Below are 13,332 nucleotides of genomic sequence, written 5' to 3'. Positions count from 1 at the left end.
CCCGCGGCAGCGGGATAATGGGGCCGATGAGCGAGAGCGCGAGGGCGAACTCCCTCCGCGGGCGCCTCCGCGGAGCGATGCTGCCGCTCGTCCGCGTCGCCGCACGGGTGGACCCCACCGCAGCGCTGGTCATGCTCGCGATCCTCGCGGCGATCACCCTGATCGCCGTGGAGACTCCGATCGCCGTCACCCGCTACGGGCTCCCGCTCGTGCTGGCGTTTCCGCTGGCCGTGGTGCACGCCGGGGCCCTGCCGCTCGCGGTCGCGCACCCGCTCGTCGCCTCGATCCTCGCGGCAGCCGCGAGCGCGGCGCTGCAGTTCCTCGGCGCGCATCCCGAGAACGGGGTCTGGCCGTGGTGGCCGGTCCTGATCGTGACGCACACGCTCCTCGTGTTCGTGGTGGCCGTCCGGACCCGGTGGCCGTTCGCGGTCGCCGGCTGGACCCTCGCCGTCGGGTCCTCGAGCCTCGTCGCCGGGATCCTGGGGAAGGCCGCCACCGACGGCGTGTCCCGCAACCAGGTCATCTTCGTGTCGATCTCGGGCGGCGTTCTGATCGGCGGCATCGTGCTCGCCCAGTGGCAGCGCATCCGGGGGCAGCTGCTCCGGGCGCGCCAGGTGAGCGCCGAGGAGTACTCCCGTCGCGTCCTCGCCGAGGACCGCGCGCGCATCGCCCGCGAGCTCCACGACGTCGTGGCGCACAGCATGTCCCTCATCAACATCCAGGCCAGCACTGCGCGCTACCGCAATCCTCAGCTCAACGGCGCCGCCGTCGGCGAGTTCGACGAGATCGCGACGGCCTCGCGCCAGGCGCTCAGCGAGATGCGCGGCCTGCTCGGAGTCCTCCGGGCGGACGACGTCGGCGGGGAGCTGTCCCCGCAGCCGGGACTCTCCGACATCCCCGAGCTGGTCGAACAGGCGCAGCGCGCCGGCATGGACGTCCGGCTCGCGGCGCCCGTGCCCGAGCACGACGACGTGTCCTCGGTCGTGGGGCTCACCGCCTACCGGATCGTCCAGGAGGCGCTCACCAACGCGCTTCGGCACGCTCCCGGTGCTCCCGCCGTCGTCGCCTGCATCCGCGACGGGGACTCGCTCAGCGTCTCGGTGCAGAACGGGCCCGGGATCTCCCTCCGCGCGAGCGGCGGATCCCGTCTGGGGCTGATCGGGATGGCGGAGCGCGCCGCGAGCGTCGGGGGCTTCGTCAGCGCTGCGCCCACGGCGGACGGCGGGTTCCTCGTGCGGGCGGCCCTGCCGGTGCGGGGCGAGGGGACCGGGGGAGAGCGATGAGCACGCGGGTGATGATCGCCGACGACCAGGCGATGGTGCGGGCGGGCTTCGCGGCCCTGCTCGCGGCGCAGGACGACTTCGAGGTGGTCGGCGAGGCGGCGAACGGCGAGGAGGCCGTCGCGATGGTGGAGGACCGGCATCCGGACGTGGTCCTGATGGACGTCCGGATGCCGGTCATGAACGGGATCGAGGCCACCCGGCGCATCGTCGAGGCGGATCAGCACGTCCGGGTCGTCATGCTCACCACGTTCGACATCGACGAGTACGTGTTCGAGGCGATCCGCGCCGGCGCGAGCGGCTTCCTGCTGAAGGACGCCCTGCCGGAGGAGCTCGTCGCCGCCGTCCGTGTCGTCGCGGCAGGGGATGCGCTGCTCGCGCCGAGCGTGACCCGGCGCGTCATCGAGCGCTTCGCGGCCGCTCCCGAGCCCACGAGGTCCGCCCGCACTGAGATCGCCGGGCTCACGGATCGGGAGCGCGAGGTGCTGGTCCAGGTCGCTCGTGGGCGCACGAACGGCGAGATCGCCAAGGCCCTCTACATCGCCGAGCAGACGGTGAAGACGCACGTGAGCCGGGTGCTCGGGAAGCTCGGCGTCCGCGACCGCGCACAGGCCGTCGTCGCGGCCTACGAGAGCGGTCTCGTGGTCGCTCGACCTCAGGACTAAGGTCCCTATCCAGCGACCCCCTACCGGAGTATCACGCGAACCCCTCCGGGGAGGGACGCGGGTCCCGACGCCGCTCCGTAGCGTGGTCCTGTGACCACCACAGCGCCTCCCTCCTACCGTTCCACATCCACGAGGCGGGCCAAGGCCGGGACGGCTCAGGCCGCCCACGCGAGCGACTACACCGCCCTCGCGAACGAGATCAAGGCCGCGGGGCTGCTGAAGCGGCGCCCGCTCTGGTACGCCGCACGGTGCTTCGTGCTCGCGGCCGCTCTGGCCTTCGGCTTCGTGCTCCTGTTCACCCTCGGGCAGACCTGGTGGCAGCTCCTCGTCGCCGTCTACTTCTCCATCGTCTTCACCCAGGTCGCGTTCCTGTCGCACGACAGCGCGCACCGGCAGGTGTTCGAGTCCGGCAAGCGCAACGAGTGGTTCTCCCGCATCGTCGGCAACCTCACCGTCGGCCTCAGCTACGGCTGGTGGATGACGAAGCACTCGAGGCACCACGCCAACCCGAACACGATGACGAAGGACGGCGACATCCGTCCCGGTGCCATCGTCTTCACCCAGGAGGACGCCGCGAAGCGGACCGGACTCTCCGCGCGGATCATGTCCAAGCAGGGCTGGTTCTTCTTCCCGATCCTGCTCCTGGCCGGCATCGACCTGCACATCAACGCGCTCAAGTCGGTGCTCGGCGCCGAGCCGATCAAGCACCGCTTCGTCGAAGCCGCGCTGCTCGCGGTCCGGCTGATCGGCTTCCCCGTCCTCGTGTTCCTCGCGCTCGGGCCCGTGCTCGGCACCGCGTTCATGCTCGTGCAGCTCTTCACCTTCGGCTTCTACATGGCAGGCAGCTTCGCCCCGAACCACAAGGGCATGCCGATCATCGACGAGCACGACAAGGTCGACTTCCTCCGCCGTCAGGTGCTCACCTCCCGCAACATCACGGGCGACTGGGTCATCCCGACCGCCATGGGCGGCCTCAACTACCAGGTCGAGCACCACCTCTTCCCGAACATGCCGAGCGTGAACCTGAAGAAGGCGCGCCCGATCGTGAAGCGGTACTGCGCGGACCTCGGCGTCCCCTACACCGAGACGAGCCTGCTGAAGTCGTGGGGGATCGTCGTCCGCTACATCCACAAGGTGGGCATCAAGAGCGCCGACCCGTTCGAGTGCCCGCTCGCGGCGACGTACCGGGCGCCCGCGCTCTGACGCCTTCCGCACTGCTCAACGACCGGCCGGGTCCTCGACTCGGCCGGTCGTCGCTGTCTGCGGTGCTGCTGCGGACACGCCCCGAGCGGGTAGGGGGGTGCCGGTGTCCGCATCACCCGCGCCGGATCACTGCAGCGTGATGCTCGTGAGCGGGCCGCCGGCGTACTGCGGTGCGCTGCTGTCCTCCGGGTAGAACGGGACGATCGCGGAGACGCCGTAGGTTCCGGGCGCCAGCGGCGGCAGGTCCTCCCGGAAGGACTCGCTCTCCTCGTCAACCGTGTCGCATCGCACGGGGGAGAGGCTGGCGGGCAGCTCCATGGACTCGCCGGGGTCGAGGTCGATCTCGACGGCGACCTGGATCATGGGGCCGTTCGAGTGCCACACCGTGATCCCGTTCTCGGACACCGTGACCGCGGGACGGGCCTGCGTCCACCCGACCGCGCGCTCCGTCCCGGTGTTGGTGAGCACGACGACGCCCTGCACCTCGGCGCCGGTCGCCGGCGCGCTCTCAGGGAAGCGCGGCGTCGCCACCAGCCCTGACTCGACGGGCGCGAGCTCGGAGAGCGGCCCGCCGCACCCGTTCACCTTCTCGACGGGAGCGAGCGAGATCCCGCTCGAGGCGTCCCCGCCAGCTGGATCGCCGCCCGCCGCCGGGTTCCCCGCTGCGCTGTCCGTCGGGACGGTGACGACCTGACCGGACCCGCTCGGCAGAGTGGCGACGGCCAGCACGGTCGCGCCCGACGCGGCGACGACCGCGGCCCCCACACCGGCTGTCACGAGGCGCTGCGTCCGGCGGCGCCGCCGGGACTTCGCGACCACGCGGGGCACGTCGAGCGCCGCCGCGGTGGGCGCGCCCTTCGCGGCCGAGCGCAGCATGCCGCGCACGGCGTCCTCGGCTGCGGGACGCGGGGTGGAGTCGTTCATCGCTGTTCTCCTTCTTCTGCCGGACTGGGTCGGGCCCCGAGTTTCAGCTCCGGTGGTCGAGCGTCGGCTCGCCGGGGTTCATCGTCGCGGCGAGCTTGCCGAGGGCGTCGCTGAGGTACCGTTTGACGGCGCCCGGGCTGATGCCGAGGCGGTCGGCGATGTCGTCGACCTTGAGGTCCTCGTAGTAGCGGAGGACGACGCAGGCGCGCTCGCGGGGGCTGAGGTGCCGCAGTCCGCCCTCCAGGTCGAGGCGATCGTCGGCGGAGGAAGGGTGCGCGTCCTCGTCCCGGGCGGCGAGGTGCTGCACGGACCGCCACTTCGTGCTGCGGCGCGTGCCGTCGAGGAACCCGTTGAGCACCGCCCGGCGCACATACGCCTCGGCGGCGGGCAGCGTGAAGTCGCCGCGCGTCCGCCCGAAGGTGCGCACGAGCGCGTCCTGCACGAGGTCCGCCGCGTCGTCGCGGCTCCCGCACAGGAGGTAGGCGTAGCGGAGGAGCGCGTCGCCGCGCTCCTCGACGAGCGTGGCGGCGACCTGCTGCCAGCCCGAGGGGGCACTGCCGTTCATGCTGCTCCCGTTGACCCTGCGCGGCGGTTCCGCGTCAGCACATTGTTCCTACAGAGGAAACGCACGGCGGGCGCAGAACGTTGGGGCGCGTCGGGATCCGGGTCGCGGCGGGATGTTCCCTCACACTCCGGGCCGAAGCGGCGAATCCGGGCTGGCACGCCGACCCGGATCGACCGGACCGGCCCCGGTTGCGGAAGTCCTCGCCCTCCCCACCCCCCTCGGACGCCACGACCGCCGGATGCCGGTAAGCTATCCGAGGTCCTCCGGCGGCGCCGGAGAACCGCCACGGGCTGTGGCGCAGCTTGGTAGCGCACTTGACTGGGGGTCAAGGGGTCGCAGGTTCAAATCCTGTCAGCCCGACCGAGAGGTCCCGGAAACTCAAGGGTTTCCGGGACCTTCGAGGTTGTGAGACTTGAAGAGCCGTGCTGGTTTCCGGCAGTCGCCCGACACTGGTGGGCGCATAAGGGGTGGAGAGGGCCGCGAGTCGGCCGGAGGCGTGTGTGATGTCGGCCGGTCCCGTCGGCGATCAGCACTCGAGAGGCTCGATCGTCGAGTAGGCGCGCAGCCCTAATCGATGGAGGGTGGGCGAATAGGCGTTGTCGTCTAGAACGAACGCCCGACGCAGGCTCTGAGCGAAAATTGCGTCGTCTGAGGGACGACTGCGCCGTCTCTCACGCGGCCGGTTTTCGGAAGCCGAATGAGTCGAGCGACTTCTCACTTGACTTTCGCTCATGATCAACGTCGCCCACCCGGACGGTCCGAGTCAATCCCCGCAGGATCCAGACAAGGCGCACGGTCCCGTGCACCAACCAGAACAGCGCGAGCTCGAAGACCCAGGGAGCCCAGAACGTGAAGCTCGAGATCGCGAGGATAGCAGCGAGGGCGCTGGCACCGGCCGCTTCGAATCCGCTCAAGGCTGTAGATGACCAGTTGCGTGTCAGACTCTCCTTCGCCGCCAGACGGAACTTTCGGAACCGAGGCGAGTCGCTCGAAAGCCCGAAGACGATCACGACTCCGGCGAACCCTGCGACGATCGCAGCGGGACCGAGAAGCGAGAGGTAGAGCGTCACGACGATCTCGAGCTCCGCCGTTCTCACGCTCGCCCAGACGTCGTAGAGGCCCGCGTACTGGGTCAGCGCGAAGTGAGCGCCGACGAGCAAGACTGACCCTCCCGTTACTACGGCCGGATGGTCTTGTACCAGCGCAATCGGGTTCTTCATCGAGAACCCCTCCCTGCGTTCAGAGGTTGTTGCGGAATATGCGAATCGCCTCGGACATCGCCGACAGTGCAGCGGTCGGGGTGGGAACCTCATCGCGGGTGTTGCCTGCTCGCTGTGGACGCTGGGCAGGGTGTCCTCGGCGAGGTGCTTGAGTCGGTAGCTGGCTCCCTTGAGGGTGTGCACCTCGGCGTGGTGGACGATCCGGTCGATCATCGCTGCGGCGACGGTCTGGTCACCGAAGACATCGCCCCAGCGGGCGAAGGGCAGGTTCGAGGTGAGGATCAGCGAGGCGTGCTCGTACCGGGATGACACCAGCTGGAAGAACAGGTTCGCGGCGTCCTGCTCGAAGGGTAGATAGCCGACCTCGTCGATGATGATCAGCCCGTGTAGGCGCAGCTTCACTAGCTCCGCGGAGAGCCGCCCGCGCTGGTGGGCTTCCTGGAGGCGGGTGACCCAGCCGGTCGCGGTGGCGAACAGGACCCGGTGGCCGGCGTGGCAGGCGGCGATGCCGAGCGCGGTGGCCAGGTGGGTCTTGCCGGTTGGGGGGCCGAGCAGGACGATGTTGCGGGCCTCGATCAGGTAGTGGCCGGTGGCAAGCGGCGCGATCCCGTCGCGGCGGATGCCGGGCTGGTGCTCGAACACGAACTCGTCCAGCCTCTTCCGGGCCGGGAACCCGGCGGCGCGGATGCGCAGCTCGGCGCCGGAGGCGTTCCTCGCCGCGACTTCCCGGTCGAGGACCGCGGCGAGGTAGTCCTCGTGCGACCAGCCGGCCTGCCGGGCCTGCTCGGTCAGCCGCGCGGCGGTCTCCCGGGGCGCCTTCAGCGCCGAGGCGAGATAGGCGATCTGGCTGCTGGCGTCGCCGGGCATCAGGCGACCCGCCCGTCATCGAGCACGATCCCGAGCGCGCGGCCGTATTCGGCGAGATCGCGACGCAGCGGGTCCTCACCCGGCTTCGGCTGCTGGAACGCGGCCCGCAGCCGAGCGGCGGCCTCGACATGGGCCGGGTCGATGACCGTCGCGGCGGAGAGCCATGATCGGCGATGAGCGCCGACCGGGCGGCCCTCGCCAGTGATGGTGACCCGGTCGAGGTCGGCGCTGGCCTCGACCATCCGGCCGATTATGATCGGGTGGACGGAGTAGTCGCTGCCGGTGATGCGGACGAAGTAGTCCCGGCCGAGCCGGATCCGGGACCGGTGTCCGACCTGCGGAGCGACCGGCGGCAGCGGGAGCATCGCCGCCCGGTCCGCCTCGAGCAGGTCGACCGGCCGGGCGCGCAGCGAGCGGACCGGCGCCGGTTCGCCCGAGGGAGCCAGTCGAGCAGCTGCGCGTTGAAGTCCGCCGGTGAGGTGAATGAGCGGCGGGGGAGGAACGAGGTCTCGAAGAAGTCGTTCACCCGCTCGACCACGCCCTTGGACTTGGGATCGAACGGCTTGAGCTGGACCAGCCTCGTCGCCAGCGTCCCGGTGAAACCGGCGACGCCATCGGCGAGGCGACCATGGCGGCCGATGCCGGTCTCGTTGTCCCAGAGCAGGCGCTTCGGAACGGCGCCCAGCTGCTCGGACAGCAGCGACCACATCCCGGCCGGCAGATCCGGTGTCGTCCGGGAGGGAAGCATCCGGGCGGCGATGAACCGGGAGAACGAGGCCACCACGACCAGCACCGGCGGCGACCCAGTGACCCCGGCTCCAAGCGGGATCGGTGTCGGCGGGAACCACAGATCGCATTGCGCCTGATCCCCGGCGGCATGCTGGAGCCGGTCGGCGGGGTCCTTTGGCGCATACTGGGCCGCAGCAGCGCGACCCGCTTCCGGAACCAGGACTCCGATCCTTCCCAGCCGACCCGCTCCGCCAGCACGCTCGAGGGCATCGTCGGGAACGAGGCCAGCAGCGCCCGCACGCGAGGCTCGAACGTGTCGAACGCCGACGGCGCCGGTGGTCGCGAATAGGTCGGCGGTGCCTCGGCGGCGATCGCCCGCCGCACCGTTTCCCGAGCCATCCCGAGCCGGTCAACGATCACCCGCTCGGACAGCCCCTCCGCGCGCTCGGACAGCCCCTCCGCGAAGTGAAGATGACGGATCTCCGCCCACTCCTGCACCTTGATCACCCAGCCAATCTCTGGTCAGGTGGTCCACTTTTCGAAGAGCGCTACTGGTCTACTTTTCCAGGAGCGTCGACACGAAGGTCCCGCTTCGAGCGGGACCGGTGAGGGACGTGTGCCGCGAGCCGACGGCTGGCGTCTCGAGCGCGAGCACCAGAGGGATCCCTTCAAGGGACCTCTGAAGGTTCCGCCGAAGCAGGGGTAGACGCTAGCGTTGCGCCACCCAATGTGTCGCGTGACTTAGGGGGACCTTGACTGACCTCACTGCATTGACGTTGCCGCGCCGACTTCGGCGTGGGACCGCGTCCCTACTGGCGAACATCGCCGAATGGCTAGACCCGAGTTGGCGGACGCGGCATGTGACGCCTCCGGCGAGGGCCACGCCGCCGATGTCGGCACTGGTTCTTTACGATCATGAGAAGGCATGGGTGCGGTTGATGGAACTGCATCTCCGAGCGGTGGGCGCAGTTCGATGGGACCCAGTAGTTGTGGCTAGGGAGCTACGTTCTGAGAACGCGGGGCGCGCGTATGCAGAGACTCTCGGCTACGTACTTGGCTCGTTTCTCGTTGCGAACGAAACGGCTAGAACGGCCATGGTGGAGTCGCTCTTGAAGCATATCGGGAGAACGCAGAGCGCGGCCGGCCTGGAATCCATGCTCCTAACCTCCATGATGTGGTCAGGTCAGGGCGCGCGAGACGCGCACTTCAATAAGGCCGCGGAGTTAGTTGAACAGTATGGCTTCCAGTCCCCAGTCGGGAGCGGGTTAGGAGGGGTGACTCTTCTTTCGCCGCGTGATGCGCTAATAAGTTTCCTGCCGGTCGACGTGCTGACCGCTCATGGCACCCTGACCGACACGATCAAAGCTGGTCCTGTCGCAGCTGCGTTGGAGTTCTCCACACGCGCGAATTCGCCGGAGCAAGTCGGGATGGATACCGAATCAGCTGGCGTAATCTGCAAGGGAGTTGGAGCAGTCGTCGGTGGCGCCACTACGTGGGGCATCAAAGCGGCGGCTGCGGGCGCGGCCGCGCCCACGGGGGGATCGAGCCTCGTTCTAGTCCTGGCCGCGGGCTTCGCTGGGGCGATGGCGGGAGAATTTTCTAGACGCGCTTGCATCGAAATCCTCACCGACAAGCCAGCCACGGGGCAAGGCGTTCAGGGTGGCGCGGGCAACCAGGGTTCCCAGGGTAACCAGGGGTCCCAGGGGAATCAGGGTTCACAGGGGTCGCAGGGAAATCAGGGTTCCCAGGGGTCGCAGGGGAATCAGGGTTCCCAGGGGAATCAGGGACCTCAGGGCAACCAGGGGGACCAGGGCCAGGGAGGTGCCGCGGGCTCCGGAAGTGGCGTAACAATGCCTAACCCGGAAGAGTCTGGGATCCCGTTTCAAGACTTGCATTATATGGAGAGCCTCCTTCTCAAGCTTGCTCCGGACTATGATCCGATGCTGGCGGAGAACTATATCGTCGGTAGCGGGTTTGTAACTCGTCCCGCGGACCTTGTAACTGATCCAGTGCCCGGTGATGGCCCCCTCGGTGGTGCCGGGCCCATGGTTGGCGTGGATCTGGACGCACTTCTGGCCAGCCGAAAGAAGCCTATTCCTAACGATGTGCAATACGGCGGTATTGGTGCTCCGCCTGGTCTCGTCGTGCTGAGGGGTAGCGGTGCAGCTCTAACCGTGAAGACGGAGAGTGGGTGGAGGGTGGAGGTTCCATAGGCGCGACTCTCAGATCCGTCCGCCCTGACGAGCGCCGCCTTTATTGGCCACGAGCACGGCCAGTAGGGATTTTCGGCCGTTGAAACTCGGTGGTCTTTCCTGGATATAACCGAGTTGGAAGTTGGGTGCAACGTCGATCGTGGTCGCTATCGGACGACCAGTGTATTGACGTAGGGCGACGATTCCGCCGTGCGCAAGCGCATCCCAGCATGTTTGGAGCAGGTCCTCCGTCAGAGAGACTGCCGATGAAATGTCGAGTTGCACGAAACCAACGGAGTTCGGCTGTGCGCTGCGTGGTGAGCCTGTTGCTCGCCATTCCATGGCAGACCTCGAGGGCGTTGTTTGCTTGCCTAGGAGGATGCGGAGTCCGAGTCGCTCACTCCAGGCAGTGGCAAGGTTGGAAATGTGTCGCTTGTAATAGGAGACGGTCTTTACTTGTATCGCACTGTTCTCGATCGATTGTAGATTGAGATTGTGAAACCGCTGCATGTACAGACACTCCGGGATTTGAGTGAAGGTTCCTAGTGGGAACAATCGGACCATCAGATCTTGATCGTCCAGGAGTGCAATGTGTCGGTCGTATCCGCCTGCTGTCTCGTAGGCCCACCTGCTGAAGGCGCGGACGTGATTCGGTGCATACCAAATGTACCCCACGTTGTGTGGTGTAGCAGTCATGGCCTGCCAGCACAGATATCGCTGGCCAAAGAACGTGCGCCAGTAGTGTTTCCAGCCGGCTCCGGGGTCGAACTTGAGATCGCTTGGGCCGAGAGTTGAACTCACGTGTGTCCAGTCGGAATACACTAGGGACGACTCTGGATGTTGCAGAAACGCGCCCTCCACGCGTTCCAAACAATCCGGGAGCAGGACGTCGTCGCTGTCCAACTCGACAAGAATCGAGCCACTTGTATTGGCAACTGCCTCCGCCTTCGCGGCACCCACGCAACGGATGGAAGGAGCGCCACGGTAGATTCGCACCCGTGGATCGATTGCCCGTGGCTGCCACGGTCCGGCTCCTCGATTGAGGAGGACAACCCACTCCCACTCTTCAATAGATTGATACCGAAGCGAGGTGTAGCAGTCGTCGAGGAACTGAGTTCGATCAGCGGCGGTGAACACCGACAACTTAGTCATTTGTCGATGGACTCAGCGCCGAGAGGGATTCCTGCCGGGTGCAACGCTCGACCCTCAGGCGCAATCGGTCGCGGCGACACGCACTTGACGGGGCCGCTCGCCACTCGCTCTTCAAGCCTGAAAAGACTGAGCTGCATTGGCACCGCCCATTGCACACGCCTATCCGTCTGCTCCCACCTTGGCATACCTAGGGCACTGGGTCATCCCCGGATTCAGATCGTTCACCCAGCCCGTTGGACCCTCGGGACTGCTGAAGGTTCGGTTGACTCCTGACGGGTAGGTGCATGTGCGCATCTGCCGGGGAGGATGGACCTTGTGGTGAAGGCGTATCCGGAGGAGTTCCGTCGCGACGTGATCGCGGTCGCCCGGAAGGGTGAGGCATCGATCCGGCAGGTCGCGAAGGACTTCGGGATTTCGGAGACGTGTCTGCAGCGCTGGCTGCGAATCGCCGACCGAGACGATGGAGCGGCGCCAGCGAAGCCGGGCGGCTCGAGCGAGAGCGTCTAGCTGCGAGAAGCCAAGAAGCGGATCCGGCTGCTGGAGCAGGAGAACGAGATCCTCCGTCGCGCGGCGGCGTATCTGTCGCAGTCGTCGCTCCCAAAATGACCTACCCGCTGGTCCTTGAACTCGCCGACGACGGCATCCCCGTCGCGGTGACCTGCCGGGTGCTGGGCTTCTCGAAGCAGGCGTTCTATGCCTGGAGGGCATCCCCGGTGTCCCAGCGCGACTGGGACGACGCGCAACCTGACTAACGCCGCGATCGACGCGCATCGAGACGATCCGACGTTCGGCTACCGGTTCATCGCCGACGAAATCCGCGAGACCGGGCTGATGGCGTCAGAGCGGCGGATCTGGCGGCTCTGCTCGCAGCAGGGCCTCTGGTCCTCGTTCTCGAAGAAGCGCGGCTTGAACCGGAAGGCCGGCCCGCCGGTGCATGAGGACAGGGTGCAACGGGCCTTCACGGCGCCGGACATCGACAAGGTCTGGTTGACCGACATCACCGAACATCACACTGGTGAGGGCAAGCTCTACCTCTGCGCGATCAAAGACGTCTGCTCGAACCGGATCGTCGGCTACTCGATCGACTCCCGGATGAAGGCGTCGCTGGCCGTCTCAGCACTGCAGATGGCCGTGCAACGCCGCGAACCGGCCGGAACGGTGGTCCACTCCGACAGGGGCAGTCAATTCCGATCCAGGCGCTTCGTCCGCGCAATCGAGGACGCCGGCCTTCGTGGGTCGATGGGCCGGGTCGGGGCCTGCGGCGACAACGCCGCCATGGAGAGCTTCTTCGCCCTCCTGCAGAAGAACGTCCTCGACCGCCAACGGTGGGCGACTCGGCAGCAACTCCGGTTGGCGATCGTGACCTGGATCGAGCGGACCTACCACCGGCGTCGACGGCAGCGTCCCCTCGGCCGACTGACACCAATCGAATTCGAAGCAATACTCAGAACAGAAGTCGCGCCAGCGGCTCAGGAGAACGAGTCAACGAAGTCTTCAGCAGTCCCCAATGGGTCCGAGTCGCCCGGCACGGTTACTAACATGTCTTTCGGCCCAGATGGTGACACGCCTGGACGAGTAGGGCCCTGTCCGCGATGCGACGAGGGGCCCGCTTTCGGCGCGTCGTACTTCACGGCTTCGGCGTCCTCAGTCACTATGCAGTCATGTGGGCGCGGATTGCGCTGGCAACCGGTACGTGCACGCGCGGACGGAACGCCAAACTTCACCCGGTGCTCTCATACAGTGACCGACACTCAATCATCGGAGGCCACCCGCCACTTACTCGAGTGCAACGAACCTGGCGGCTGGGTACAACTCGAAGTTCGGGCGCAACGTTCAGCCTCAGAAACCGATCGCCGCTTTTATAGCCGCTACCGCAACGCCCGCGCTTATTGACTTGGCGACGTCAAGCGCCCACGTCCCTGCCTTCTTGAGATGTTCCATCACTTTCGGACCATCGTTAGCTGCCGCAGATTTCTCTGCTTCGGCGACCGAGGCGACAGCTAAATACCGATCCGGCTCCCCGTTCGCCGCCTCGAGCATCGTCATCCGCAATTTCTGCAACTCCGAGGCCAGGGCTGGCAGGTCGATATTTCCTGCTGATTGGTTCCATACTTGGGAAAAGGAAATGTTCTGAGCAGAGGAGTTGGGACCAACTGCCCCAGCCTGGCCCACCGTATAGTTATCGCCCATGGCGATTCCTTCCGTCGATGCGATATAGGATAATGTGGGAGAAGAAGCGATGAATGTATTGACAACATTCGCCTGGTAACCTGGAGTCGTTGGCGGCGCGGAACGGACTCCCTTCTGCTGGGATTTGCGATCGAGAAGTTCCAGTACCTTCAAGAGTATCTGGAGCTCGACGTCATCAGGATCAGACATTTGGCTCACCCTGGTGGAGCGTGATCGTCTCAAGTCGTGCGTCCTGTCCAGCCCGGCCGAATCTGCTCACAGGGGCGGCCACTGCGAATCGGCTGTGCTCGTACCAGCGCTTTCCGAGTTCGCAGGTGGAGTTTGTTGCCGACGACGCCTCCGGGA

At 66.7% G+C, this 13,332-nt stretch carries 8 protein-coding genes, 1 tRNA gene and 2 pseudogenes; 5 read left to right on the top strand and 6 right to left on the bottom strand.

Annotated elements, in window-relative coordinates; all coding sequences use genetic code 11:
* Window positions 1-26: 26 nt before the first annotated feature.
* The 3 genes from J3P30_RS14780 to J3P30_RS14770 all read left to right on the top strand — a co-directional run bounded on the left by J3P30_RS14780 (window position 27) and on the right by J3P30_RS14770 (window position 3,148).
* Complete coding sequence (locus tag J3P30_RS14780; protein WP_210481749.1) at window positions 27-1,283, top strand: sensor histidine kinase; 1,257 nt, start codon at window positions 27-29, stop codon at window positions 1,281-1,283.
* Window positions 1,280-1,945, top strand: coding sequence for a response regulator transcription factor (locus J3P30_RS14775; protein ID WP_210481748.1), 666 nt, complete (start codon window positions 1,280-1,282; stop codon window positions 1,943-1,945). Before J3P30_RS14780 ends, J3P30_RS14775 begins: the two co-directional genes overlap by 4 nt.
* A 90-nt stretch (window positions 1,946-2,035) precedes the next feature.
* Complete coding sequence (locus J3P30_RS14770) at window positions 2,036-3,148, top strand: acyl-CoA desaturase (RefSeq protein WP_210481747.1); 1,113 nt, start codon at window positions 2,036-2,038, stop codon at window positions 3,146-3,148.
* 126 nt (window positions 3,149-3,274) lie between these two features.
* Here the strand turns inward: J3P30_RS14770 and J3P30_RS14765 are convergent, their stop codons facing one another.
* Window positions 3,275-4,072, bottom strand: coding sequence for a hypothetical protein (locus J3P30_RS14765; protein WP_210481746.1), 798 nt, complete (start codon window positions 4,070-4,072; stop codon window positions 3,275-3,277).
* A gap of 43 nt (window positions 4,073-4,115) precedes the next feature.
* Window positions 4,116-4,637, bottom strand: coding sequence for a sigma-70 family RNA polymerase sigma factor (locus J3P30_RS14760; RefSeq protein WP_210481745.1), 522 nt, complete (start codon window positions 4,635-4,637; stop codon window positions 4,116-4,118).
* A 286-nt stretch (window positions 4,638-4,923) separates the two neighbouring features.
* Here J3P30_RS14760 and J3P30_RS14755 point away from each other — a divergent pair.
* Window positions 4,924-4,997 (top strand) — tRNA-Pro (locus tag J3P30_RS14755).
* Window positions 4,998-5,308: 311 nt separating this feature from the next.
* On the opposite strand, the gene istB is transcribed toward J3P30_RS14755, so the two are convergent.
* From istB to J3P30_RS14735, 3 genes and pseudogenes are all read right to left on the bottom strand, one after another.
* A complete protein-coding gene (gene istB / locus J3P30_RS15725) occupies window positions 5,309-6,724 on the bottom strand; it encodes an IS21-like element helper ATPase IstB (protein ID WP_374058559.1) in 1,416 nt (471 codons plus the stop codon).
* Window positions 6,724-7,960 (bottom strand): annotated as a pseudogene (gene istA / locus J3P30_RS14745) (IS21 family transposase). The gene istB and the pseudogene istA overlap by 1 nt, the downstream one beginning before the upstream one ends.
* A 1,715-nt stretch (window positions 7,961-9,675) precedes the next feature.
* Window positions 9,676-10,797, bottom strand: coding sequence for a glycosyltransferase family 2 protein (locus tag J3P30_RS14735; RefSeq protein ID WP_210481744.1), 1,122 nt, complete (start codon window positions 10,795-10,797; stop codon window positions 9,676-9,678).
* A gap of 306 nt (window positions 10,798-11,103) precedes the next feature.
* On the opposite strand from J3P30_RS14735, the pseudogene J3P30_RS14730 reads away from it, so the two are divergent.
* A pseudogene (locus tag J3P30_RS14730) lies at window positions 11,104-12,267 on the top strand (IS3 family transposase); the annotation flags it as partial.
* Between the two features lie 369 nt (window positions 12,268-12,636).
* Here J3P30_RS14730 and J3P30_RS14725 read toward each other — a convergent pair.
* Window positions 12,637-13,176 carry a hypothetical protein gene (locus J3P30_RS14725; protein ID WP_210481743.1) on the bottom strand — a complete coding sequence of 180 codons (540 nt, stop codon included), beginning with the start codon at window positions 13,174-13,176 and terminating at the stop codon, window positions 12,637-12,639.
* Window positions 13,177-13,332 lie beyond the last annotated feature (156 nt).

It is taken from the genome of Naasia sp. SYSU D00948, from assembly GCF_017916515.1.
Taxonomy (GTDB): domain Bacteria; phylum Actinomycetota; class Actinomycetes; order Actinomycetales; family Microbacteriaceae; genus Naasia.
The sequence above is the reverse complement of the archived record's forward strand: the minus strand, read 5'-3'. Positions and strand labels throughout refer to the sequence as shown.

Coding starts and splice junctions, on each gene's coding strand:
- J3P30_RS14780 (WP_210481749.1), top strand. CDS start 27: ATGAGCGAGAGCGCGAGGGCGAACTCCCTCCGCGGGCGCCTCCGCGGA.
- J3P30_RS14775 (WP_210481748.1), top strand. CDS start 1,280: ATGAGCACGCGGGTGATGATCGCCGACGACCAGGCGATGGTGCGGGCG.
- J3P30_RS14765 (WP_210481746.1), bottom strand. CDS start 4,072: ATGAACGACTCCACCCCGCGTCCCGCAGCCGAGGACGCCGTGCGCGGC.
- J3P30_RS14760 (WP_210481745.1), bottom strand. CDS start 4,637: ATGAACGGCAGTGCCCCCTCGGGCTGGCAGCAGGTCGCCGCCACGCTC.
- istB (WP_374058559.1), bottom strand. CDS start 6,724: ATGCCCGGCGACGCCAGCAGCCAGATCGCCTATCTCGCCTCGGCGCTG.
- J3P30_RS14735 (WP_210481744.1), bottom strand. CDS start 10,797: ATGACTAAGTTGTCGGTGTTCACCGCCGCTGATCGAACTCAGTTCCTC.
- J3P30_RS14725 (WP_210481743.1), bottom strand. CDS start 13,176: ATGTCTGATCCTGATGACGTCGAGCTCCAGATACTCTTGAAGGTACTG.